The 21,572-nt window shown below is 61.0% G+C and carries 23 protein-coding genes and 1 tRNA gene; 9 read left to right on the top strand and 15 right to left on the bottom strand.

Translation table 11 applies throughout. The annotated features are described in order from the left end of the window. Window positions 1-25: 25 nt before the first annotated feature. The 4 genes from LGT41_RS08560 to tgt form a co-directional block, all read right to left on the bottom strand. A complete protein-coding gene (locus LGT41_RS08560) occupies window positions 26-610 on the bottom strand; it encodes a histidine phosphatase family protein (RefSeq protein WP_274126453.1) in 585 nt (194 codons plus the stop codon). 17 nt (window positions 611-627) lie between these two features. Continuing rightward, window positions 628-703, bottom strand: a tRNA-Val gene (locus LGT41_RS08555). Window positions 704-894: 191 nt separating this feature from the next. Then, window positions 895-3,291, bottom strand: a complete 2,397-nt coding sequence (lon, locus tag LGT41_RS08550; protein WP_420720211.1) for an endopeptidase La — start codon at window positions 3,289-3,291, stop codon at window positions 895-897. Window positions 3,292-3,421: 130 nt separating this feature from the next. Continuing rightward, on the bottom strand, window positions 3,422-4,567 hold the full coding sequence (gene tgt / locus LGT41_RS08545) for a tRNA guanosine(34) transglycosylase Tgt (protein WP_274126451.1): 1,146 nt from the start codon (window positions 4,565-4,567) through the stop codon (window positions 3,422-3,424). A 73-nt stretch (window positions 4,568-4,640) separates the two neighbouring features. Here tgt and LGT41_RS08540 point away from each other — a divergent pair, with 73 nt between their 5' ends. From LGT41_RS08540 to tpiA, 5 genes are read left to right on the top strand one after another with little or no spacing between them, the layout of a single operon-like run. Next, window positions 4,641-5,006 (top strand): SUF system Fe-S cluster assembly protein, encoded by a 366-nt coding sequence (locus LGT41_RS08540; RefSeq protein WP_274126450.1) that lies wholly within the window; start codon window positions 4,641-4,643, stop codon window positions 5,004-5,006. Then, window positions 5,006-5,383: a hypothetical protein gene (locus LGT41_RS08535; RefSeq protein WP_274126449.1), complete on the top strand. Its 378-nt coding sequence runs from the start codon at window positions 5,006-5,008 to the stop codon at window positions 5,381-5,383. Before LGT41_RS08540 ends, LGT41_RS08535 begins: the two co-directional genes overlap by 1 nt. 1 nt (window position 5,384) lies before the next feature. Next, window positions 5,385-5,735, top strand: coding sequence for a HesB/IscA family protein (locus LGT41_RS08530; protein ID WP_274126448.1), 351 nt, complete (start codon window positions 5,385-5,387; stop codon window positions 5,733-5,735). Then, window positions 5,735-6,058, top strand: a complete 324-nt coding sequence (locus LGT41_RS08525) for a TfoX/Sxy family protein (RefSeq protein WP_274126447.1) — start codon at window positions 5,735-5,737, stop codon at window positions 6,056-6,058. Before LGT41_RS08530 ends, LGT41_RS08525 begins: the two co-directional genes overlap by 1 nt. A gap of 56 nt (window positions 6,059-6,114) precedes the next feature. After that, window positions 6,115-6,858 carry a triose-phosphate isomerase gene (tpiA, locus tag LGT41_RS08520; protein ID WP_274126446.1) on the top strand — a complete coding sequence of 248 codons (744 nt, stop codon included), beginning with the start codon at window positions 6,115-6,117 and terminating at the stop codon, window positions 6,856-6,858. Between the two features lie 65 nt (window positions 6,859-6,923). Here tpiA and LGT41_RS08515 read toward each other — a convergent pair whose 3' ends face one another. Continuing rightward, window positions 6,924-7,997: a DUF6456 domain-containing protein gene (locus tag LGT41_RS08515; RefSeq protein WP_274126445.1), complete on the bottom strand. Its 1,074-nt coding sequence runs from the start codon at window positions 7,995-7,997 to the stop codon at window positions 6,924-6,926. Between the two features lie 258 nt (window positions 7,998-8,255). Here LGT41_RS08515 and LGT41_RS08510 point away from each other — a divergent pair, with 258 nt between their 5' ends. After that, window positions 8,256-8,537 (top strand): DUF6477 family protein, encoded by a 282-nt coding sequence (locus tag LGT41_RS08510; RefSeq protein WP_274126444.1) that lies wholly within the window; start codon window positions 8,256-8,258, stop codon window positions 8,535-8,537. On the opposite strand, the gene LGT41_RS08505 is transcribed toward LGT41_RS08510, so the two are convergent. From LGT41_RS08505 to guaA, 4 genes are all read right to left on the bottom strand, one after another. Then, window positions 8,515-9,396 carry a DMT family transporter gene (locus LGT41_RS08505; protein WP_274126443.1) on the bottom strand — a complete coding sequence of 294 codons (882 nt, stop codon included), beginning with the start codon at window positions 9,394-9,396 and terminating at the stop codon, window positions 8,515-8,517. The two genes, LGT41_RS08510 and LGT41_RS08505, sit on opposite strands and share 23 nt — an antisense overlap. Before the next feature lie 2 nt (window positions 9,397-9,398). After that, window positions 9,399-9,680: a putative quinol monooxygenase gene (locus LGT41_RS08500; protein WP_274126442.1), complete on the bottom strand. Its 282-nt coding sequence runs from the start codon at window positions 9,678-9,680 to the stop codon at window positions 9,399-9,401. 105 nt (window positions 9,681-9,785) lie between these two features. Next, window positions 9,786-10,907 (bottom strand): OmpP1/FadL family transporter, encoded by a 1,122-nt coding sequence (locus LGT41_RS08495; protein ID WP_274126441.1) that lies wholly within the window; start codon window positions 10,905-10,907, stop codon window positions 9,786-9,788. A 200-nt stretch (window positions 10,908-11,107) separates the two neighbouring features. Continuing rightward, window positions 11,108-12,670, bottom strand: coding sequence for a glutamine-hydrolyzing GMP synthase (gene guaA, locus LGT41_RS08490; RefSeq protein WP_274126440.1), 1,563 nt, complete (start codon window positions 12,668-12,670; stop codon window positions 11,108-11,110). Window positions 12,671-12,826: 156 nt separating this feature from the next. Between guaA and LGT41_RS08485 the strand changes: the two genes are divergently transcribed. Further along, entirely contained in the window at window positions 12,827-14,383 is a 1,557-nt protein-coding gene (locus LGT41_RS08485; RefSeq protein ID WP_274126439.1) for a trimethylamine methyltransferase family protein, read from the top strand. Between the two features lie 24 nt (window positions 14,384-14,407). Here LGT41_RS08485 and ygfZ read toward each other — a convergent pair whose 3' ends face one another. Further along, complete coding sequence (ygfZ, locus tag LGT41_RS08480) at window positions 14,408-15,172, bottom strand: CAF17-like 4Fe-4S cluster assembly/insertion protein YgfZ (protein WP_274126438.1); 765 nt, start codon at window positions 15,170-15,172, stop codon at window positions 14,408-14,410. A gap of 56 nt (window positions 15,173-15,228) precedes the next feature. Here ygfZ and LGT41_RS08475 point away from each other — a divergent pair, with 56 nt between their 5' ends. Further along, window positions 15,229-15,930, top strand: coding sequence for a TIGR04283 family arsenosugar biosynthesis glycosyltransferase (locus LGT41_RS08475; RefSeq protein WP_274126437.1), 702 nt, complete (start codon window positions 15,229-15,231; stop codon window positions 15,928-15,930). Here the strand turns inward: LGT41_RS08475 and LGT41_RS08470 are convergent. Continuing rightward, a complete protein-coding gene (locus tag LGT41_RS08470) occupies window positions 15,900-17,624 on the bottom strand; it encodes an ABC transporter ATP-binding protein (protein ID WP_274126436.1) in 1,725 nt (574 codons plus the stop codon). The two genes, LGT41_RS08475 and LGT41_RS08470, sit on opposite strands and share 31 nt — an antisense overlap. A 117-nt stretch (window positions 17,625-17,741) precedes the next feature. Here LGT41_RS08470 and LGT41_RS08465 point away from each other — a divergent pair, with 117 nt between their 5' ends. Then, window positions 17,742-18,941 carry a pyridoxal-phosphate-dependent aminotransferase family protein gene (locus tag LGT41_RS08465; RefSeq protein ID WP_274126435.1) on the top strand — a complete coding sequence of 400 codons (1,200 nt, stop codon included), beginning with the start codon at window positions 17,742-17,744 and terminating at the stop codon, window positions 18,939-18,941. On the opposite strand, the gene LGT41_RS08460 is transcribed toward LGT41_RS08465, so the two are convergent. The 4 genes from LGT41_RS08460 to LGT41_RS08445 are packed head-to-tail and all read right to left on the bottom strand — an operon-like array spanning window position 18,938 to window position 21,541. Continuing rightward, on the bottom strand, window positions 18,938-19,402 hold the full coding sequence (locus LGT41_RS08460; RefSeq protein ID WP_274126434.1) for an ureidoglycolate lyase: 465 nt from the start codon (window positions 19,400-19,402) through the stop codon (window positions 18,938-18,940). The genes LGT41_RS08465 and LGT41_RS08460 overlap by 4 nt on opposite strands. 2 nt (window positions 19,403-19,404) lie before the next feature. Further along, on the bottom strand, window positions 19,405-20,508 hold the full coding sequence (locus LGT41_RS08455) for a pyridoxal phosphate-dependent aminotransferase (protein ID WP_274126433.1): 1,104 nt from the start codon (window positions 20,506-20,508) through the stop codon (window positions 19,405-19,407). Continuing rightward, a complete protein-coding gene (locus LGT41_RS08450; protein ID WP_274126432.1) occupies window positions 20,508-21,296 on the bottom strand; it encodes an aldo/keto reductase in 789 nt (262 codons plus the stop codon). Before LGT41_RS08450 ends, LGT41_RS08455 begins: the two co-directional genes overlap by 1 nt. 17 nt (window positions 21,297-21,313) lie before the next feature. Next, complete coding sequence (locus tag LGT41_RS08445) at window positions 21,314-21,541, bottom strand: hypothetical protein (RefSeq protein ID WP_274126431.1); 228 nt, start codon at window positions 21,539-21,541, stop codon at window positions 21,314-21,316. Window positions 21,542-21,572 lie beyond the last annotated feature (31 nt).

Here is a 21,572-nt window from a genome sequence, read left to right as displayed (position 1 = left end):
CGGATATCGGGGAAGATTGGCGAAATTAAACATCGCCGCCATGTCGCGTCTGCTGCCCGGAATGGAGCTGATGGACAACACCCTGCCCGCCGTCCAGATGGCGCATCGCATCCGGCCCAATGCCAAGCCAAAGCCCGCGCAGCACGCGCAAGAAAACGCCGTGCGCAATCACAACGGTCGGCTGGCTCAAGCCATCCAGAAAGCTTTGCGCGCGCCTGGCCATATCTTCGAACCGCTCGCCACCGGGTGAACGGAAGTTCCATGCAAACGGGTCGTGCCTGTCAGCGCCCAAGGCGGGCCATTTTGCGGCAATCTCATTCGCGGTCAGCCCCTGCCACGCCCCAAAATGCACCTCGCGCAAGCGGTCATCAAGGCGCGGCACCAGCCCTGTATCTGCCAGCGCGATTTTGGCCGTTTCAACCGCGCGCCCCAACGGGCTGCACGCCGCCTGCCAGCCCTTCAGGTTCATCCGCGCCAGAATTTCGCCCTGCTGGCGGGCTTGCGCAAGGCCAAGCGGTGCAAGCGGCGAATCAAGCTGGCCCTGATGGCGCCCCGCGGCATTCCATTCGGTTTGGCCGTGGCGCAAAACGAGCAGGTCGGGAAAGGGCATCGCAGATCCGGGGGAAATGGTGGGTCGTGAGAGGCTCGAACTCCCGACATCTTCGGTGTAAACGAAGCGCTCTACCAACTGAGCTAACGACCCGGTGGCGGCTAATTAGCCCGAAACGAAACCCTTGGCAAGGCTCGTTTGCGCATTCTTTCCAAGAAATTCATCCCCGCAGATCCTGCCCGGAATACGGCAGAAATTTCCTGCAAAATCAGGGGGGCGGCTGCGGTTTGGCATGAAAAGGGGCGCGCAGTTGCCCGCGCGCCCCGATCTTGCATAAATCCGGCCTAATGTGCAGTGGCACCCGCGGCTGGCGCGCGGGCCGCCGCGGCGGCGGCTTCTGCGGCCTCGTCCCATTCAATCGGTTCGGGCTGGCGCACAAGCGCGACTTTCAGCACGTCCGACACATGGGCGACGGGAATAAGCGTCAGCCCGTCCTTCACCACATCGGGCACCTCGGCGAGGTCTTTTTCATTCTCCGCCGGGATCAGCACGGTCTTGATACCGCCGCGCAGCGCCGCCAGAAGCTTTTCTTTCAGCCCGCCAATCGGCAGCACATTGCCGCGCAGGGTAACTTCACCCGTCATGGCCACATCGCGGCGCACGGCAATGCCTGTCAGCACCGAAACAATGCTTGTGACCATTGCAACACCGGCGCTCGGGCCATCTTTTGGCGTGGCACCTTCGGGCACATGCACATGGATGTCGATCTTGTCAAATTCGGGCGGCTTCACCCCAAGCGACACCGATTTGGAGCGCACGAAACTTGCCGCCGCCTCGATGCTTTCCTTCATCACATCGCCAAGCTTGCCGGTGGTTTTCATCCGCCCCTTGCCGGGCAGTTTCAGCGCCTCGATCTGCAACAGATCGCCGCCAACCTCGGTCCAGGCCAGGCCGGTGGTTACGCCGATCTGGTCATCGCTTTCGGCAAGGCCGAATTTGAAGCGTTTGACGCCCAGAAACTCACCGATATTTTCGGCGGTGACCTTCACGCCAGCCACCTTGTCCTTGATGATCGTCGTCACGGCCTTGCGGCCAAGCTTGGCGATCTCGCGTTCAAGGTTGCGCACGCCCGCCTCGCGGGTATAGCGGCGGATGATCTCCTGCAAGGCACCGTCGGAAATTTCCAGCTCGCCCTTTTTCAGGCCATTGGCTTTTTCCTGCTTGGCAATCAGGTGCTGGCGGGCAATCGCGGCTTTTTCCACCTCGGTATAACCGGCAAGCGTGATGATTTCCATGCGGTCCAGCAGCGGGCGCGGCATGTTGTAGCTGTTGGCCGTGGTCAGGAACATCACGTCTGACAGGTCATATTCAACCTCTAGATAATGGTCGACAAAGGTCGCGTTCTGTTCCGGGTCCAGCACCTCCAGCATGGCCGAAGCCGGATCACCGCGAAAATCCTGCCCCATCTTGTCGATCTCGTCGAGCAAGATCAGCGGATTGCTGGTTTTGGCCTTTTTCAGCGCCTGGATGATCTTGCCGGGCATCGAGCCGATATAAGTGCGCCGATGGCCGCGAATCTCGCTCTCATCGCGCACACCGCCAAGGCTGATGCGGATAAATTCGCGCCCCGTGGCCCGCGCAACCGATTTGCCAAGGCTGGTTTTACCCACGCCCGGCGGGCCGACCAGGCACATGATCGGGCCTTTCATCTTTTTGCTGCGGCTTTGCACGGCCAGATATTCGACAATGCGTTCCTTGACCTTATCAAGCCCGTAATGGTCGGCATCCAGCACTTTTTGCGCGGCGTTCAGGTCTTTCTTGATGCGCGAGCGCTTGCCCCAGGGCAGCGACAACATCCAATCCAGATAGTTGCGCACAACCGTGGCTTCGGCCGACATGGGCGACATGTTTTTCAGCTTCTTAAGCTCGCCAATCGCCTTGTCTTTCGCCTCTTTGGAAAGCTTGGTTTCCGACAGGCGCTCTTCCAGCTCGGCCAATTCGCCTTCGCCTTCCTCGCCATCGCCAAGCTCGCGCTGAATGGCCTTCATCTGCTCATTCAGATAGTATTCGCGCTGGGTGCGCTCCATCTGGCTTTTGACGCGGGATTTGATCTTTTTCTCGACCCGCAGCACCGAAATCTCGCCCTGCATGATGCCGTAGATCCGCTCCAGCCGTTCGGCAATGTCGAGCATTTCCAGCAGGTTCTGCTTTTCCTCAAGGTCCACGCCCAAATGCCCGGCCACGGTATCGGCCAGCTTGGCGGCCCCCTTGGTTTCGGCAACCACGCTCAGCGCATCTTCGGGAATGTTCTTGTTCAGCTTCGAGTAACGGTCAAACTCTTCGGCGACCGAGCGTGTCAGCGCGGTCAGGGTGTCGGCATCGCCTTCCACCTCGTCCAGCACATCGGCTTCGGCCTCGAAATAACTGTCATTATCCAGGAATCTGGCAAGGCGCACGCGCTGGCGACCTTCGACAAGCACTTTCACGGTGCCATCGGGCAGTTTGAGCAATTGCAGCACATTGGCCACAACGCCAACATCATGAATGCCCTCTACATTCGGCTCGTCGTCGCTCGCATCAATCTGGCTGGACAGCAGGATCTGCTTGTCATCCTTCATCACCGCTTCGAGCGCATGAACCGATTTTTCGCGCCCCACGAAAAGCGGCACGATCATATGCGGAAACACCACGATATCGCGCAGCGGAAGCACTGGCAGGGTCAGTTTGGTGGGTTCGGTCATCATTTTTCCTTCATTAGCAAGCCGGGCGCCCCAAAGCGGCAGCACACGCGACTCCTCGGCCCTCAAAGATGGACCGTGGCGCGCCGGGTTTCAAGACGGTGGTGTTCATTTCACCACCTGTTGACCCTGTTCATTCAGCTTTTGCGCCAATTGGCGCAATATCGCCCGCTGCGCGCCGCGCATGGAAGGCGGCGGCAAAATCATCAAGCGTTCCGGCGGCGACGGCGGCGCGCAAACCGGCCATCAGCTCCTGATAATAATGCAGGTTGTGCCATGTCAGCAGCATACTGGCGATAATTTCCTGCGCCTTGTTCACATGGTGCAGATAGGCACGTGAATATTGCGTGCAGCAGGGGCAGCTGCATTCTTCATCCAGCGGGCGCGGGTCGTCCTGATGGCGGGCGTTGCGAATGTTGATCGCGCCCATGCGGGTTTGCGCCTGCCCCGTGCGGCCCGAACGGCTGGGCAAAACGCAGTCAAACATATCCACCCCGCGCTGCACTGCGCCGACAATATCATCAGGCTTGCCGACACCCATCAGGTAACGCGGCTTGTCATCGGGCAATTGGCCGGGGGCATAGTCAAGCACGCCGAACATCGCCTCCTGCCCCTCGCCCACCGCCAGCCCGCCAATGGCATAGCCATCAAAGCCGATGGCGCGCAAAGCTTCGGCGCTTTCTGCGCGCAGGTCTTGCGTTACCCCGCCCTGCTGAATGCCAAACAGCGCATGGCCGGGGCGGTCGCCAAAAGCCTCGCGCGAGCGTGCCGCCCAGCGCATCGACATGCGCATCGACTTGGCGACCACGTCTTCGGTTGCCGGCAGCGCCGGGCATTCGTCAAAACACATGACAATATCACTGCCCAGCAGGCGCTGGATTTCCATGCTGCGTTCGGGTGTTATTTCGTGCTTGGAGCCGTCGATATGGCTTTTGAACGTGACGCCTTTTTCAGTGAGTTTACGCAGGCTGGCCAGGCTCATCACCTGAAAGCCGCCACTATCGGTCAGAATGGGCTTGTCCCAGTTCATGAACCTGTGCAGCCCGCCAAGCCGGTCAATCCGCTCGGCCGTTGGGCGCAACATCAGATGATAGGTATTGCCAAGCAAAATATCGGCCCCCGTGGCCGCCACGCTTTCGGGCATCATCGCCTTGACTGTGGCCGCCGTGCCAACGGGCATGAAGGCGGGTGTGCGAATATCGCCGCGCGGGGTTTTCAGCACACCGGTGCGCGCCCGCCCGTCGCGGCCATGAATTTCAAAGCTGATATGTTTCGTCATTGCCACCTCTGGACCTTTTTGCCCCTATAACCTATATAATCTATCAGGAATTATCACAACGCGAGTTGATGGGATGAATGTAACACCCGAAACACCGATGGAAGGCGCGCCCCTTATCGCACCGTCTGATACCGACCATCCGCTTTATGATGCGATTGTCGAAGCCTGCCGCACGGTCCATGACCCGGAAATTCCGGTGAATATCTATGACCTTGGGCTGATATACACAATCGCAATCGACGATGAGGCAAATGTCGGCATCAAGATGAGCCTGACCGCCCCCGGCTGCCCCGTGGCGGGTGAAATGCCCGGCTGGGTTGCCGAAGCGGTTGAGCCGCTTCCGGGCGTCAAAACCGTGAATGTCGAACTGGTCTGGGAGCCGCAATGGGGCATGGACATGATGTCGGACGAGGCCCGGCTTGAAATGGGTTTCATGTGATGGGCGCACTTTTGTCGCGGATTACCATGTCGGCCATTATCGGCGCGCTGGTGGCCGGCGGTCTGGTGTATCTGAATATGAGCCAGGGCATGGGCCGGCTGGCCGATCAGACATCCGGTGCCGCAACAGCCGAAGCGCTAGAGGCGATGCGCGCGGAAAACGCCGCCATTCTGGGAGATCTGGAAAATGACATTGCCGAAATCGCCGCCGATCTGATGGCCGTGCGCCAGAATCTTGCCGCTGAAGATGCCTATAATTCCGGCCGTTTTGAAGACATGGCCGCAGCACTTGCGGCGATTCAGGACCGGCTCGAAACCCCGCTTGCGGCACCGCCAGCCAACCCGGCAGCGCCCCAACCCGCCCCAGTGGAGCAATGAGATGTTCGCCATTCCCGGAAAACCGCCCGTAACAATGACCAGCGCCGCCGCGGCGCAGATTCGCACGCTCATGCAAAGCGGCAACAAGGCCGGTCTGAAGATTGGCGTCAAGAAGGGCGGCTGTGCGGGCATGGAATATACGATGGATTACGTTGAAACCGCCGAGGCCCATGATGAGGTGGTCGAGCAAGACGGTGCGCGCATTCTGATTGCCCCAATGGCGCAGATGTTTCTGTTTGGCACCGAAATCGACTATTACGATTCATTGCTGGAAAGCGGGTTCCGCTTCAACAACCCGAATGTGACAGAAGCCTGTGGCTGCGGCGAATCCATCAAGTTTGAAGGCATGTAATGGCGGTTTCCGACGAAGAAATCGCCTTTTTGAAAGATCATTTTTCCGGCCTTGGCCATATCACAACGCGCAAGATGATGGGCGGGCTTACCATCTATGCCAATGGTCAAATTTTCGCGCTGCGCCGCTCTGACGGGCAGCTTTACATAAAAGCCAAAGGCGCCTTTGCCGACGAGCTTGCCGCCCTTGGCCAGAAACCGTTCACGATGGAGCGTGACGGCGTGACACGGTCGATGGGCTATTACACCCTGCCCGGCGAGGCGGTGGACGACCCCGACCTTGCGGTTGCATGGGGCCGCCGCGCGCTGGCCGCACTTGGCTGAATCGCTTTGCCCCGGCGGCCGGTTCTGCTAAACCCGATCACGACATTATCAGGAGTATGTGCATGACCCGACGCGCGCTTGTTGCCGGCAATTGGAAGATGAACGGAACCCGCGCCGCCTTGGGTGAGTTGGCGGCGCTCAAAGCGGCAATCGGCACGCCCGAATGCGATGTTCTGCTGTGCCCGCCCGCAACGCTGCTGGCAGCAATGGCGGCCGAATCCGGGCCGATCATGGTCGGCGGGCAGGATTGCCATGTCGCGGCTAACGGGGCGCATACCGGCGACATTTCCGCCGAAATGCTGGCCGATGCGGGTGCAAAGGCGGTTATACTCGGCCATTCCGAACGTCGCGCCGACCATTGGGAAACCAGCGCGCAGGTTTCAGCCAAGGCACAGGCCGCATGGCGCGCGGGCCTGCTGGCCGTGGTCTGCGTGGGTGAGACCGAAGCCCAGCGCCAGGCCGGGGCCGCGCTGGAAACCGTGGGCGAACAGCTTGCCGCCTCGCTCCCCGATGGGGTTGGCGCGGCCAATCTTGTCGTGGCATACGAGCCGGTCTGGGCCATTGGCACAGGGCTTGTGCCAACGCTTGCCGATATTGGTGAGATGCACGCCTTTATGCGCGGCCAACTCACCAGCCGCTTTGGTGCGGATATTGCCCAAGGGGTGCGGCTGCTTTATGGCGGCTCGGTCAAACCCGCAAATGCTGCCGAAATCTTCGGTGTGACCGATGTCGATGGCGCGCTGGTCGGCGGCGCCTCGCTCAAAGCCGCCGACTTTGCACCGATCATCGCGGCGGTCTGAACACGCGCAACCGCGCGGCGCGGCGCGGTTGGCAGGGTGCGGCACGCGCAACCTGTGCGCGCCGCCTAGCTTGCCTTGCGTTCAGGGGCGGCGCTTTGCAATCCGTAGTGGTTGGCAAGCCTTTGCAGCGCAATCTTCAGCACAACCTTGCCCGACCGCGCCGACCAGCCGAGCCGCTTTTCGGCCTTTTCCAGACCTTCGAGAAAACAGCATACCCGAAAGGCGATATCGGCCAGCCCCGGCCCCAATGCCGCCAAGGCACGCGCCACACGTTCGCGCGCATGGCTGGCCCCATCGCCGCCCGCGCTTTGCCCGAAATGCCCGCGCGCGCCCCCTGTCATGAATCGCTCCCAGTTTTGCGCCACGCGCGGGCCAAGCTGTGCAATCTCAAAATCTTCGCGCAGCCGCTCGCCAGCCTCGATCAGTTCCTCGCCCAAAAAGCTCAGCCCGTCGGCATCGCGCTTGCGGCCCAAAAGCGTAAGCGGGCTTTCGGCGATATTGCAGCGCAGACGGGTGATCTTGCTGCCATCGGCCTCCATCACATCGCGCTCGCCATACACGCGATGCTGGTCTTGAAAGCCGCCATCGGGCGTATCCTTGGCCAAGAGCCGCTTCAATGCAGCCCGCCCGACCGAGGTTATCTGATACCGGGTCAGTGCGCCAACCGCTTGGCCTTCGATCCAGTCCTGCAACACGAAGGCGCGGGCCACATCGCGCTTGACCGTGGCTATGCGGCGGCGCACACCATCGGGCAGATCGCGAAAGACAGCCGCCATTTCCAGATGTGGCGCCACCATCAGATAGGCATCTTTTTCACATAGTCGCCGCAAAATGCGCCGCGCTTCACGTTTTACGTGCAGATCCTCGGCAGGGGGTGTTTTGGCTGATGGCATGGGCAACGCTTCCTTTGCTGGGGGGGTGGGCGCGGTAAAATAGACATGGGCAATCTGGCTCAGCGCCTCATCCATCAGCGGATCGTCGCGGCGCAGCTCCAGTTTTCGCACCTGACGCAGCACGGTCGAGGCATGAATGCCCTTTTCGCGGGCGATTCGGCGCAGGGGCACGCCGCAATTCACATGGCTCAAATAGGTCTCTGCCATATCCGGAATCCAGTCGGGCAATGGCAATGCGAGTGGCATCAGGCCATCTGCTATCGGGGCGCGTGTTTTGGGGTCCGGGGCCGGGCAAAGGGCCATAACCTGTCGCCTCTATGTAAATTTTACCGAAAACTTTACCTAAAGGAGATTCCCTAAAATTCGCTTAATCTTTAGGGGGAGTCGACTGTAATTGCCAAATGTTATCAAAGGGTAACGATGCAGCGCGCAGCTTTGCATTCTGGCGCAACACCGCATTTTCGCCTGCATGATCCGGGTTCCACATGTTGAAAGGACCCGGAAATGACCCCGATTATCAATGAAATTGCTGCGCTGCGCCGCCCCAAATTGCTGATTCGCGCCGCCCGAATTGCCGCGCGCGATTACTGTCGCACCCGCGATCTGCCCGGCCAAGGCGCGCGCAGCGGTATTGCAATGCTGAACTGGCTGCTGGCGCAAGAGGCTGCCCTGAATGACGCCCGACAGGCCCGCGATGCTGCTTACAGCGCCGCTGAGCATGTGCGCCTTCTGGCGGCGCTTCTGGCCGAATCGCGCCGCCAGACTATGAGCGTCGTGCCGACATGATGTTGAGCAGGTTCGCAGCAACAATCAGCCCGGCACCCACGAACACCGCCCATTCCAGCGGCTCGCCATAAGCCAGCATCCCGATGCTGGCCATCACCGGCAGGCGCACAAACTCCATTGGGGCCACAACGGTTGCGGGTGCCGCCGCCAGCGCCGAGGTCAGGCAATAATGCGCCGAAAGCCCGCATAGCCCCACCAGCCCGACCCAGGGCCAAACTGCTTCCGATGGCCAAGTCACCCCATCGCCCAGCGACAGGGCCAGCCCCATGAGCATTTGCAAGAACACCATCCAGAACAGCACGCACAGCACCGTATCATGCCGCATGATCCGCTTTGTAAAAATGGTGTTGAGCGCAAATCCTAGGGCGCTGCCCGCCGCGGCGAGATGGCCGAGCGTCAATGTCACCTGACCCGGCCGCGCCACGATCAGAATGCCGATAAAGCCAAGCAAAACGCAAAGAATGCGCCGCCGCGTCCACCGCTCGCCCAGGGCTAAGGGTGCCAGCAGGGCCACCCAGATCGGGTTGGTGAATTCAAAGGCCACCACCTGCGCGAAGGGAATGACCGCAACCGCATAGAACCACATGTTCTGGCCCGCAAAATGCACAATATTGCGCTGGATATGCAGCCCGGGATGGCGGCTGCGAATATGCGCCCAACCCCGGCGTGACCGCATGATCAGCACCGAAACCACCATCAGCCCGATGGCAGAGCGGTAGAACATCAGCTCGAAGGTCGAAAGCTCGCTATAGGTAATGCGCCCGGCCAGGGCCATTGCGCTGAAAGAGGCGACCGCACCCATCATCCATGCCGCCGCCAGCAGCGGGCGGGCATGTTCGGCCTCGGCGACCGGCGTCACGCCTATTCAATCCGTTTGGTGTAGCGGCGTTCCAGCATTTTCGTGGCCTGCCCCCATTCGCTGGCCGCCGCCCGCGCCTGATGCGCGGCAAAAGCCTCTTCGGTTTCATAAATTTCCGAGACGATATAGTGATACGGGTTGTTGGCGTCGGGATAGACCTCGAACTTCTCACAGCCCGGCTCGGCGCGGGACAGCGCGATATGGTCGTCAAGATACATCTCGATCACGGCCAGCATGGCTGCGCTGTTCACAACCAGTGTGCCGTCCAGATAAACTTTTGGCATTGCCCAAACCCCCATGTCTGGCGCGATGCTAGGGGTTTAGGCGGACGACGTAAAGCGACAAGCGGTGCAAATTCAAGCATCTGCACCGCAAATCGAAATGACAGATCAGAATGGGTAGCCGATCTTGACACCGACACCCAGCGCCGTATTTCCGCTGAACACAGCGCCGTTATGCGTGGTCGCATCGCCCAGCCAGGTGTAGTTTACACCGCCCGTGATGGTCACCCCGGAAGCGAGCGTATAGCGCCCGCCCACCGTGACGCCGAACTTGCCGTTGGTTGGTGTCAGGTCAGACACGGTGCCAGGCGCGCCCGGCTCGTAGGTCAGCGTAAGCGAGCCCGAGAAGCTGTCGGAAAATTTGCGCCCAACACCAAGGCTGTAGGTCATCACGTCATCGGTCAGATCGACCAGCGAGTCACCGCCGTTTGCGGCTGCATAGCCAGCGGGCGTCACATCGAACACCGACCATTCCGACCAGCGCACCGAGGCGGTAAGCAGCGTATTGGCCGCAATCCCGGTTTGCAGGTTGAAGGCAATGGTCTGCGGCATTGTCACATCAAAATCCAGCGACGGGGCCGTGCCGGCCGAACTGCCTTCGCGCGTCTCCATTGTATGGGTAATTGCCGAATTATACACAAGCGATGCGCGCAGTGCGATGGCTGGAATTTCATAGGCAACACCGGCGACATAGCCAAACGAGCCGCTGTTGGATGCGGTCATTGCATAGTCGCCACCCGCACCACCAAAGGCCAGAACCGCAACATCTCCGCTGATCGACTGGTGGCGCAACCCGCCGATCAGCGAAAAGCGCGGGGTCAATTGATACTGCGCCAAAAGCGTGATGGCGGTGGTGTTCACGGTTGCATATGTGCCGGCCAGAAAGTAATCAGCCGTTGGGTCGTAAGATGTATTTGCGCCGTAAGGCTCGTCAACAATGACAGCAAGACCAATGTTTTCGGTGATCTGCTGACGCAGCCCGAAGCTGAGCGAGGAATAGGTCGAAACCATATCGCCCGACGCGCCAAGCCCGCTCATCGTGGCATTTGCCCCCACGCCGGAAACCGACGGCATGACCAAACCAAAACTCAACTCGGCATATCCGCCATCCTGAAAAAGGATGCTGATATCCTGATACGAACGGTCAAGCCCGCCTGCATGAACAGCCGAGCCAAGCACGGCAAACGTGCTTGCAAACGCCAGTGCGGAAACCTTGCTGTGCAATCTCATTTTTTCCTCCCGATGAGCGCGCATGTCTCAACGGATAGGAAAAGGGTCTTGTTCCGGTCAATTCTGCCGCCACGTCAGTTTGGCAGAGCTTACGCAACGGAAACGCAATAATGCTGCTAAAACCGGCTGAAACCGGCAATTTTGCTGCGAGTGCGAAGGGTGTTGACGCGGCGAAATCGCTCCAAATGCGGTGGCGGCACCTATTCCCATTCAATCGTGCCGGGCGGTTTTGAGGTAATATCGTAGGTCACGCGGTTGATGCCCTGCACCTCGTTGATGATTCGCGTGGCGGTTTCGCCCAGAAACTCGTGGCTGAACGGGTAGTAATCGGCGGTCATGCCATCAACGCTGGTCACGGCACGCAAAGCGCAGGCAAAATCATAGGTGCGGCCATCGCCCATCACGCCCACGGTGCGCACGGGCAAAATGGCCACAAAGGCCTGCCAGATCTCGTCATACAGCCCGTGTTTGCGAATCTGGTCGATATAAACCGCATCGGCCTTGCGCAGAATTTCCAGCTTTTCGCGGGTAATTTCACCGGGGCAGCGAATGGCAAGCCCCGGGCCGGGGAAGGGGTGGCGGCCAATAAAGCTGGCGGGCAGGCCAAGCTCGCGGCCCAGGGCGCGCACTTCATCCTTGAACAACTCGCGCAGCGGCTCGACCAGTTGCAGCCCCATCTTTTCGGGCAGGCCACCAACATTGTGGTGGCTTTTGATGGTCACCGAAGGCCCGCCGCTGAAGGAAACGCTTTCAATCACATCGGGGTAAAGCGTGCCTTGCGCCAGAAACTTCGCGCCGCCAACCTCGCCCGCATGTTTTTGAAATACATCAATAAACAGCCCCCCGATGATCTTGCGCTTGGTTTCGGGGTCCGATTGCCCGTCCAGCGCGCCCAAAAACAATTCCTGCTCATCGGCATGGATAAGCGGCATGTTGTAATGGTCGCGGAACATTTTCACGACCTCATCCGCCTCGCCCAGGCGCAGCAGGCCGTGGTCGACGAAAACGCAGGTCAGCTGGTCGCCGATGGCTTCATGGATCAACACGGCGGCAACGCTGGAATCCACCCCGCCCGACAGCCCGCAAATCACCTTGGCATCGCCCACCTGGTCGCGGATCTTGCGAATGGCTTCCTCGCGGTAAGCACCCATCGTCCAATCGCCGGTAAACCCTGCAAGGCGGGTGAAATTCTCGTAAAACCGCGCGCCATTGGGCGTGTGATGCACTTCGGGGTGAAACTGCACGGCGTAGAAATTACGCTCCAGATCGGCGGTTATGGCAAAGGGTGCATTGGGGGAGGTTCCGTAAACCTCGAACCCCGGCGCAAGCGCCGAGACATGGTCGCCGTGGCTCATCCAGACCTGCTCGCGCTCGCCCTCGAACCAGCCGCTCAAAAACGCCGGGCGCGCGCCTTTGGGGGCAACAAAGGCCCGGCCAAATTCGGCGGTGCCGTGGCCGCGTTCAACCCTGCCGCCCAGGCAATGCATCATCACCTGCTGGCCATAGCAAATGCCCAGAACCGGCACGCCAAGCGTAAACACGCTGGCAGGCGGCATCGGCGCGCCATCGGCAAAAACAGACGATGGGCCACCCGACAGAATAACCGCAAGCGGCGCAAAATCGGCCAGAAACGCATCATCAACCCTGTTGAACGGATGAATTTCGCAATAGACATTCAGCTCGCGCAGGCGGCGCGCAATAAGCTGCGTAACCTGGCTGCCAAAGTCGATGATAAGCAGTTTTTGGTGTGATATATCGGTCATGTCCGGTCTTTAATTTAGCGCGCCCCGCTCTGCAAGGCGTTGCGGCCAAGACGGGCGCTAAATGTCGCGGAAAGCGAATAGCGGGGCGCATTCGGTAAGCGTTTGGCCAGGCACTGTTGCTATGGAGAGGCAACTTGCTTGCATAGGATGCTCATCATGGCCGCAGATACAGCCCCCCAATCCGAATCCCGCCGTGGCCGCACCGGTGGTGGCGCGGCCCGTCGCGCCGAGCGCACGGCCCCCAACACGACCTTCAACCGCTATATCGAGCGGAACATCCCAAATTTCGAGATTCTCACAGCCGAAGCGATCGAGGTGATCGAGGCCAATGCCGAAACGGTTTTGTGGGAAATCGGCGTGAAATTCGTTGACAACGCGCCCGCCCTTGCCAAGTGGAAGGACGCAGGTGCCGAGATCAAGGGCGAAACCGTGCATATTCCGCGCGGCCTGGCGCGCAAGCTTTGCGCCACCGCTCCAAGCCGCATTACGCAGCACGCCCGCAACCCCGAGCGCAATGTCGAGATCGGCGGCAAATCCTTGGTGCTGGCCCCCGTCTACGGCCCGCCCTTCGTGCGCGATGCCGAAGGAGGCCGCCGTTATGCCACAATCGCCGATTTCCAGAAATTCGTGAAGCTTGGCTATATGTCGAAATGGCTGCATCATTCCGGCGGCACCGTGTGCGAGCCGACCGATGTGCCGGTCAACAAGCGCCATCTCGACATGCTCCACGCCCATATGACGCTGACCGACAAGCCCTATATGGGCTCGGTCACCGAACGGTCGCGCTGCGTTGATTCGGTTGAAATGTCGAAAATCCTGTTCGGGGCCGATTTTGTTGACCAGAACACCGTGATGACCAACCTGATCAACATCAACTCGCCCCTGGTGTTCGACCCGATCATGATGGACGCGCTCGAGGTTTATGCCGCGGCCAATCAGGCCTGTATCGTCTCGCCGTTCATTGTGGGCGGGGCGATGGCGCCGGTTTCGGTGGCCGGCACGCTCACGCAGGTGCTGGCCGAGGTGCTGGCCGGTGTCGCCTATTCCCAGCTTGTGCGCCCCGGCGCGCCGGTCATTTTCGGCGCGTTCGTAACCTCGATCGACATGAACTCGGGTGCGCCGACCTTTGGCACGCCGGAAGCCAGCAAAATCCTCTGGGGGGCTGGCCAGTTGGCGCGGCGCATGAACCTGCCATTCCGCTCGGGCGGCGGGCTTTGTGGCTCCAAACTGCCAGATGCGCAGGCGGCTTATGAAACCGCAAACACGCTCAATGCCGCGCTGCTTGGCGGTGTCAACTTCATGCTGCACGCCTGTGGCTGGCTGGAAGGCGGGCTTGTTTCGAGCTTTGAGAAATTCGTGCTGGATGCCGACCAGCTTGGCGTTCTGCATTCTATCGCCAAGGGTGTGGATATTTCCGAAAACGGGCAGGCAATGGATGCGATTGCCGAGGTTGGCCCCGGCGGCCACTATCTTGGCTGCGCCCATACACAGGCCAATTTCAAAGATGCCTTCTGGCGCACCGAGGTGCTGGATTACAAACCGTTTGAAACCTGGGCCGATGATGGCAGCCGCGATTCCGTCGCCCTTGCATCAGCGCGGGTGAAAAAGCTGATGGCGGACTATGTGAAGCCGCCCATCGACCCGGCGGTGGAAGAGGCGCTTGACGAATTTGTCGCCAAGCGCAAATCGGAAATGCCCGACGCGTTTGTTTAAGGCTTCGGCCCTTTCGGGGGCCGGTTACGCCACTTCAAGCGCCAGTCTGGCATCGCCCGCAACCATATCCGGGCCGGCCAGATCGTGGCGCAGATAGGCCAGCGCATGGCCACCCGCCTGGGTGTAAACCTTGCCGATTGTGCGGCCATCGCGGCTGATATCGGCACCAATCGGGGCCGCGCCTTCAAGCTTCAGCCGCACCAATCCCTTGCGCAGTTCGGTCTTGTGCTTCATGCGCGCCGTCACCTCCTGGCCGACATAGCAGCCCTTCTTGAAGCTCACGCCATTCAGCCTTTCAAAGCCCATTTCCAGAATGTAGCTTTCGTTGCTTTGCAGCTCGATGCCCGCCTGCGGCACAAGGTTTTCCACCCGCGCCACATCAAAATACCCATCGGGCAGCTTGGGATAGTCGCCCGCCGGCACAAAGCCATGCCAGCCCATCGCGGCATGGCGCGGGTCGGGAAAGCCGCCATGCCGGGGCGCGCCAAAGCCGCGCAGCACGATCAGATCGCACGCCTCGACCGTGACCTTTGCGCGCAGCTTATACATGGTCAGCCGCGCAAGCAGCGCCTGAGCCGCGCTTGCTGCGACCTCCAGCAAAAACCCCTCACCATCGCGCATCGCAATAAAGTCAAACAAATACTTGCCTTGCGGGCTCAGGATTGCCGCATAAAACGGCGTGCCCGCCTTGGCGTCATTGGTGATCAGCCCTTGCAAGAAGCCTTCCGCATCTGCCCCGCGCACGGCCAAAATTGCGGCATTCGTGTCGTGATAGGCTGTGGTTTCCATTTCATCCCCGCTTCGGCTATGCAGGGTCAATATAGGCGCAGCCCGTCAGGTCAACAATGCCCGCACCGCTTTCTGTGATCATTCCCACGTTCAACGCCCTGCCCCGGCTGGGCCAAAGCGTTGCCGCGCTTGCCGAAGGGCTGGATACGGGGCTGATTGCCGAGTTGATCATCAGCGATGGTGGCAGTGTGGACGCGATCGAGACCGTGGCCGATGAGCTTGGCGCGGCCTTTCTGCGCGACGCGAAAGGCCGTGGCCAGCAGCTTGGTGCGGGGGCCGCGATGGCGCGCGCCGAGTGGTTGTTGTTTCTACATGCCGACACGGTGTTGCAACCCGGCTGGGCGGGCGCGGTTGCCGCGCATATCGCGCGCGGCCCCAACCGCGCCGCCTGTTTCAGGCTGCGCTTTGATGCGCCCGGCCTTATGGCGCGGCTTGTGGCGGGGGGTGCAAACCTGCGCAGCCGCGCGTTTGGCCTGCCCTATGGCGACCAGGCCCTGTTGATCTCGCGCAAGCTTTACACCGAAATTGGCGGCTATAAGCCCATTCCGCTGATGGAGGATGTCGCGATTGCGCGCGCCTTGCGCGGGCGGCTCACAATGCTGCCTGCCACCGCGCTTACCGCTGCCGATAAATACCAAAGGCAGGGTTGGCTGCGCCGCGCGGCGCGCAACCTGTGGCTGCTTGCCCGCTACCTATGCGGTGCGAAGCCCGAAAACCTGGCCGCCGCCTATGCGCCTTCGGAAAACTGCAAGCGGTAAAGCTCGGCATATAGCCCGCCTTCGGCCAGCAAATCGGCGTGTTTTCCGGTTTCCACCACGCGGCCACGGTCCATGACCACAATGCATTCGGCATCCAGAATCGTCGCAAGTCGATGCGCAATCACCAGCGTTGTGCGCCCTTTGGACAGCCCGTCGAGCGCGGCTTTGATCGCAGCCTCGCTTTCGGCATCCAGGGCGCTTGTCGGCTCGTCCAGCAGCAAGATCGGGGCATCGCGCAAAATGGCCCGCGCGATGGAAAGCCGCTGGCGCTCGCCGCCCGAAAACGCGCTGGCCCCGGGGCCGACCACGGTGTCATAGCCATCGGGCAAGCGCGAAATGAACCCATCCGCCGCCGCCGCCCTGGCCGCCGCGATAATCTCGTCGGGCGTGGCGCCCTGTTTGCCAAAGCCGATATTGGCGCCGATGCTGCCCGACAGCAGCACCGAATCCTGGCTGACCATTGCGATATTCTGGCGCAGACTGGCCAGCGTGTGGTCGCGCAAATCCAGTCCATCCAGCAGGATTGCACCCTCGGTTACATCAAACAGGCGCGGCAGCAGGTTGAACACGGTCGACTTGCCCGCGCCGGAGCGGCCCACAAAGGCCACCTTCTGCCCCGGTGCGATATTCAGGTTCAGATCATCCAGCGCCCCCTGCCCGGCAGGGTAGCGAAAACCGACATTTTTGAACTCCAGCCCACCCTTGGCGCGGCCAATGGTCGTCGCGCCCGGACGGTCGGCTATAAGTTGCTCCAGATCGAGCAGCGCGAAAATGCGTTCCAGCGCCGCCTCGCCCTGCCGCGCCAATGCAAAGGTTTTGCCCAGATGGCGGGCGGGCTGGCTGATCACGCCAAAGCCGGTCATCAGCGCCATGAAATTCGCAAGGCTCGTGGCCCCGGCATTCAGCCGCCATCCGACAATCACCAAGAGGCCCGCAATCGCAAGGCCGGAAAAGGTTTCCATCATCGGGGCGATGCGGCTTTCTGCCGAAATCAGCCCCAGCTTCAACTCGCGCAAGCGCCCAAACACTCCGCGCGCGCCGCTCTGCAAATGCTGTTCCAGCTGATAGGTGCGCGCCATGCGGATACCGTCCAGCGCCTCGGCCACATCGCCGGTAAGCTGTGCCACCTGCTTTTGTGTATCGCGCGAAAGCAGATGCGCGCGCGTGCCCAGCCGGTTGACCGGCAGCACGGCCAGCGCGAACAACGCGACCAGCGTGGCCGTTGTAATCGCATCAATCGTGAGCATGGCAAACACGGTGAACACCAGGATCAGCACCGAAGATATACCCTGAAAGATCTGCGCCACCGACAGGCGCACAAGCTGAATGTCGGCGGTGAAGCGGCTGGCCAGCCCGGCGGGAGCTTCGGTTTGCAAACGGTCAAGATCGGCATTCACCAGCTTGGCATACATATCGCCCTGCAAATCGGCCTCGGCGCGGGCCAAGGCCCCGCCGCTTGACCATTGGTAAAGCCATGTGCCCATGCCTTTGGATGTGGTCAGCGCCAGCACCAAAAGCGGCCCCCACCAGATGACAGAGACCGACTTCACCTCGAACGCCGCAATAATCAGCTGGATGATCTTGGCATAGCCCGCCGAGGCCGCCGCCGATACGACAATGCCCAGAAGCGCCAGAAGCACCGCACCGAGATAGCGCCGCATCCAGCCGCGCCATAACCGTTTATAGCTGTTCATCCGCCGCACTCCAATTGCCACGCCCCTACATATTCGCGCAAAGCCCGCATCACAACCGCCGCTTGACGCCACGGCGCTGCCGGATAATGTCAGCCACGAAACTTCCTGGGGAATTCCATGTCATTGTCATTTGGTCGCGACCTTTACCTCACCCCCGGCCCGTCGGTCATGCCCGATTCGGTGCTGGCCGCCATGATGCGCGCCGCTCCCAGCATTTATGACGGCCCGATCGTGGACCTGACCGAAAGCATCGTGACCGACCTTAAAACGATAGCCGGAACCCGCCACCAACTTGCCATGTATATCGCCAATGGCCACGGCGCCTGGGAAGCGGCGCTTGAGAATGTCTTTGCCCCCGGCGAGAAGGCGCTTGTCGTGCATACCGGCAATTTTGCGCAAAGCTGGGCGAATGTGGCCGAGCGGATGGGCATTGAAGTATCTTACCTGCATTTTGGCACCGACCGCGCCGCCGATGCTGCGGTTCTGGCCGAAACGCTGCGCGCCGATGCCACCCACGGCATCAAGGCGGTGTTCTGCACACAGACCGACACGGCCAGTTCCGCCAGCAACGACATTCCCGCACTGCGCGCCGCTTTGGATGCGGCTGGCCACCCGGCGCTGCTGATGGTTGATTGCGTCGCCTCCTTTGCCTGCGAACGCTTTGAAATGGATGCCTGGGGGGTCGATGTCATGCTGACCGCCAGCCAAAAGGGGCTGATGTGCCCGCCGGGCATTGCCTATGTGTTCTACAATGAAAAGGCCGAAGCCCGCGCCCGCCCGAAACCCGACCGCGCCCCCTATTGGGATTGGACCGATCGCGCCAATCCGGGCCTGTATTACCAGTATTTCTTTGGCACCACGCCCACGCATCTGCTGTATGCGCAGCGCGAAGCCCTGAACCTGCTGCTGGCCGAGGGGATGGAGAATGTCTTTCGCCGCCATGAGATTTTCGCACAAGCCGTTTGGGCGGCGGTCGAGGCCTGGGGCACTGCCGGGCCTTTGCGCCTGAATGTTGCCAACCGCGCGCATCGTTCTCGCGCGGTAACGGCGGTGCGCGCGAAGGGGGTTGATTGTTTCGCGCTGCAAAAATGGCTGCGCCATAAAACCGGGCTGACCCTGGGCAAGCCCATTGGTTTTGACACGCCCGAATTCGGCAATGGCGCACATGCCTTTCGCATTGGTCATATGGGCCATATGAACCCGCCCATGCTGCTGGGCGGGCTGTCCAGCTTGCAGGCCGGGCTTATCGCCTGTGGTATCGCGCATGGTGCGGGCGGGGTTGATGCCGCCGTGCAGGTGATTGCCGCCAACGCCTAAGGTGCTGCGGCAATGGCGACGGGGTCGAAAAACACCTCTTGCAGGTTCGGCCCCCGGCCCGCGCGGTCGACAATCAGAAAATCTTGCGCAGCGCCCAGCACCAGAAGCGGGTGGTGCCAGACGCCCGCGCGATAGTTCACACCCTGATCGCCCCGGCAGTAGAACGCGCGCAAGGCACTGGCATCGGGCGTTTCGGCCACAACAGCCAGCCACGCCTGCCCGCCAAGCGGCACAAAGGCCTGGCTGCCAAGCGGGTGGCATTCGAGCATCGCAGCTTCCAACGCGCGGGGGCGGCCGCGAAAGATCGAAATGATCGCCGCATCATCGGTTTGAACCTGCGCCAGCGCATGAAAGCGCGTGGTGTATCCGGCGTTGATCTCGACCGCCGAGTCTGGCCTGGCCTCGATCACATCGCCAAACGGCGCAAAGGCTTCGGCGGTCAGGATTTCGGGGCGCAGCATGGTTATTTCACCTTGTCCAAAGCACGCGGCAGCGCGGCGGCAAGTGCATTCAGCGCATCATCCGGCCCGGCAGAAATGCGAATGCAGCGGTTTTGCGGCGCGGCAAAGGGCATCCGCACGAAAATATCTTCAGCCGCCAGCGCGGCCACCAAGGCACGGGCATAATCGCCATCGCGCCCGCAATCGAGCGTCACGAAATTGGTGGCCGAGGGCAGCGGCACCAGCCCGTTGGCGCGGCCAATTTCGGCAATCCGCGCCTTGGCGGCTTCGATCTTGCCCAACACATCGGCCAGATAGGCATCATCGGCCAAGGCCGCCAGCGCACCCGCCTGTGCGATGCGGTTCACACCAAAATGGTTGCGCAGCTTGTTGAAGGCCCGCACCATGTGCGCCGCCCCAACCGCATAGCCAATGCGCGCGCCCGCCATGCCATAGGCTTTGGAAAACGTGCGCATCCGGATCACCCGTGGATCATCGCAATCAAAGGCCGGTGCCGTGCCCTGCGGGGCCATTTCGATATAGGCTTCATCCAAACACAACAGGCAGTTATCCGGCAGGCTGTCGATCATTGCCGCTATGGTTGGCGCATCATGCCACGTGCCCATCGGATTGTCGGGGTTGGACAGATAGATCAGCCGCGCACCCACCGCGCGCGCCCGCGCCACCAGCGCCGCCGGGTCTTCACGGTCATCGGTATAAGGCACCTTTTCAAGCTGCCCGCCCATGCCCGCCACATGGTAGTTGAAGGTCGGGTAGGCCCCGTCCGATGTGACAACCCGGTCGCCTTCAGCCACCATCAGCCGCACCAGCGTGCCAAGAAGCGCATCAATCCCCTCGCCCACAACGATATTGTCAAAGCCAATACCATGATGCGCGGCAAGCGCGTGGCGCAGATCGTAGCTTTCGGCATCGCCATACATCCAGACATCGCGCGCGGCACGCTGCATGGCGGCAATGGCGGCAGGCGACGGGCCGAACAGGCTTTCATTCGCGCCAAGCCGGGCCACAAACCCCTTGCCGCGCGCGCGTTCCTGCGTTTCGGGGCCGACGAACGGCACGGAATCGGGCAGGGTTTCAGCCAGGGGGCTCAGGCTTGGGGGTTTCATCAATTGTCCCAGTCCGGATTGTCGCTGTCGCGCTCGCAAAACCGCTGGCTGGGGCTGGACAGTGCGTCGATCCTTGCAATCTCATCGGGCGAAAGCGCAAGGTCGCAAGCCCCAAGATTGCTAGCCAGATTGGCGCGCTTGGTCGACATGCAGATCGGCGTCACCCCCTTGGCCATGACCCATGCCAGCGCCACCTGTGCGGGCTGCGCGCTATGGGCGGCGGCGATCTCCTGCACCACCGGATGCTCTGGCACCTTGCCGCGCGCAATCGGCATATAGGCGGTCAGGCGAATGCCAAGATCATTGGCCACGGCCAGCAATTTGCGCTGGTCAAGCAGGGCGTGGAACTCCACCTGATTGGTGGCAATCGTGTCCAGCGCCGCCGCCTCGGCCATCAGCGCAGAGGGGAAGTTCGACACACCGATGCTGTGCGCCAGCCCCTCATCGCGCGCCGCTTGCAGGGTTTCAATGATCTGCGCAACCTTCAGGCGCGGGTTGGGCCAATGCACCAGAAGCTGGTCGACCGCGCCAACGCCAAGTGCTGCAATACTGGCGCGCGCGCGTTCCAGCGCCGTGCCGTCCTCAAATGATGATGGCCAGATTTTCGTGACCACAAACAGCGCGTCCCGCTCGAGCCCGGCATCGGCAATGCCCTGGCCGACTGCCGCTTCATTGGCATACATCTGCGCGGTGTCGATATGGCGATAGCCAAGCTCCAGCGCGGTTGCAACCACCTCACGGCAAAGCGAATCCTTCAGCGGCCATGTGCCCAGGCCAATTTTCTGCATCTGCGCCACAACGCCCCCTAACGATTGCTGGAAAAGATCATCGACAAAAAGGCCAGCACACCGCCAATGCCCATTATCACCGTGCTGGCCAGCGTCAGCCCGATATTTTCTTCGGTTCTGGCCATCAGGTCCTGAAAATTGGCCGAGCCGCTTTCAGCCGCATAGGCGCTCATCCTGCCGCTGACCACCAGATAGGCGACCAGCCCGAATGCGGTAAATATGAACACCGCCCTGAAAATCCGCATGATTTGCCCCCTTGTGGCTGCGCGATTCGCC

This window comes from Abyssibius alkaniclasticus (assembly GCF_020447305.1).
Taxonomy (GTDB): Bacteria; Pseudomonadota; Alphaproteobacteria; order Rhodobacterales; family Rhodobacteraceae; genus Abyssibius; species Abyssibius alkaniclasticus.
Note: the sequence above shows the minus strand (reverse complement) of the source record. Positions and strands in the feature narration are given on the sequence as shown.

Coding starts and splice junctions, on each gene's coding strand:
- LGT41_RS08475 (WP_274126437.1), top strand. CDS start 15,229: ATGCCCGCACCGCTTTCTGTGATCATTCCCACGTTCAACGCCCTGCCC.
- LGT41_RS08495 (WP_274126441.1), bottom strand. CDS start 10,907: ATGAGATTGCACAGCAAGGTTTCCGCACTGGCGTTTGCAAGCACGTTT.
- LGT41_RS08560 (WP_274126453.1), bottom strand. CDS start 610: ATGCCCTTTCCCGACCTGCTCGTTTTGCGCCACGGCCAAACCGAATGG.
- LGT41_RS08465 (WP_274126435.1), top strand. CDS start 17,742: ATGTCATTGTCATTTGGTCGCGACCTTTACCTCACCCCCGGCCCGTCG.
- LGT41_RS08535 (WP_274126449.1), top strand. CDS start 5,006: ATGGGCGCACTTTTGTCGCGGATTACCATGTCGGCCATTATCGGCGCG.
- LGT41_RS08500 (WP_274126442.1), bottom strand. CDS start 9,680: ATGCCAAAAGTTTATCTGGACGGCACACTGGTTGTGAACAGCGCAGCC.
- tgt (WP_274126451.1), bottom strand. CDS start 4,567: ATGACGAAACATATCAGCTTTGAAATTCATGGCCGCGACGGGCGGGCG.
- ygfZ (WP_274126438.1), bottom strand. CDS start 15,172: ATGGAAACCACAGCCTATCACGACACGAATGCCGCAATTTTGGCCGTG.
- guaA (WP_274126440.1), bottom strand. CDS start 12,670: ATGACCGATATATCACACCAAAAACTGCTTATCATCGACTTTGGCAGC.
- LGT41_RS08540 (WP_274126450.1), top strand. CDS start 4,641: ATGAATGTAACACCCGAAACACCGATGGAAGGCGCGCCCCTTATCGCA.
- LGT41_RS08515 (WP_274126445.1), bottom strand. CDS start 7,997: ATGCCACTCGCATTGCCATTGCCCGACTGGATTCCGGATATGGCAGAG.
- LGT41_RS08530 (WP_274126448.1), top strand. CDS start 5,385: ATGTTCGCCATTCCCGGAAAACCGCCCGTAACAATGACCAGCGCCGCC.
- LGT41_RS08510 (WP_274126444.1), top strand. CDS start 8,256: ATGACCCCGATTATCAATGAAATTGCTGCGCTGCGCCGCCCCAAATTG.
- LGT41_RS08455 (WP_274126433.1), bottom strand. CDS start 20,508: ATGAAACCCCCAAGCCTGAGCCCCCTGGCTGAAACCCTGCCCGATTCC.
- LGT41_RS08485 (WP_274126439.1), top strand. CDS start 12,827: ATGGCCGCAGATACAGCCCCCCAATCCGAATCCCGCCGTGGCCGCACC.
- LGT41_RS08450 (WP_274126432.1), bottom strand. CDS start 21,296: ATGCAGAAAATTGGCCTGGGCACATGGCCGCTGAAGGATTCGCTTTGC.
- lon (WP_420720211.1), bottom strand. CDS start 3,291: ATGACCGAACCCACCAAACTGACCCTGCCAGTGCTTCCGCTGCGCGAT.
- LGT41_RS08460 (WP_274126434.1), bottom strand. CDS start 19,402: ATGCTGCGCCCCGAAATCCTGACCGCCGAAGCCTTTGCGCCGTTTGGC.
- tpiA (WP_274126446.1), top strand. CDS start 6,115: ATGTGCATGACCCGACGCGCGCTTGTTGCCGGCAATTGGAAGATGAAC.
- LGT41_RS08445 (WP_274126431.1), bottom strand. CDS start 21,541: ATGCGGATTTTCAGGGCGGTGTTCATATTTACCGCATTCGGGCTGGTC.
- LGT41_RS08470 (WP_274126436.1), bottom strand. CDS start 17,624: ATGAACAGCTATAAACGGTTATGGCGCGGCTGGATGCGGCGCTATCTC.
- LGT41_RS08525 (WP_274126447.1), top strand. CDS start 5,735: ATGGCGGTTTCCGACGAAGAAATCGCCTTTTTGAAAGATCATTTTTCC.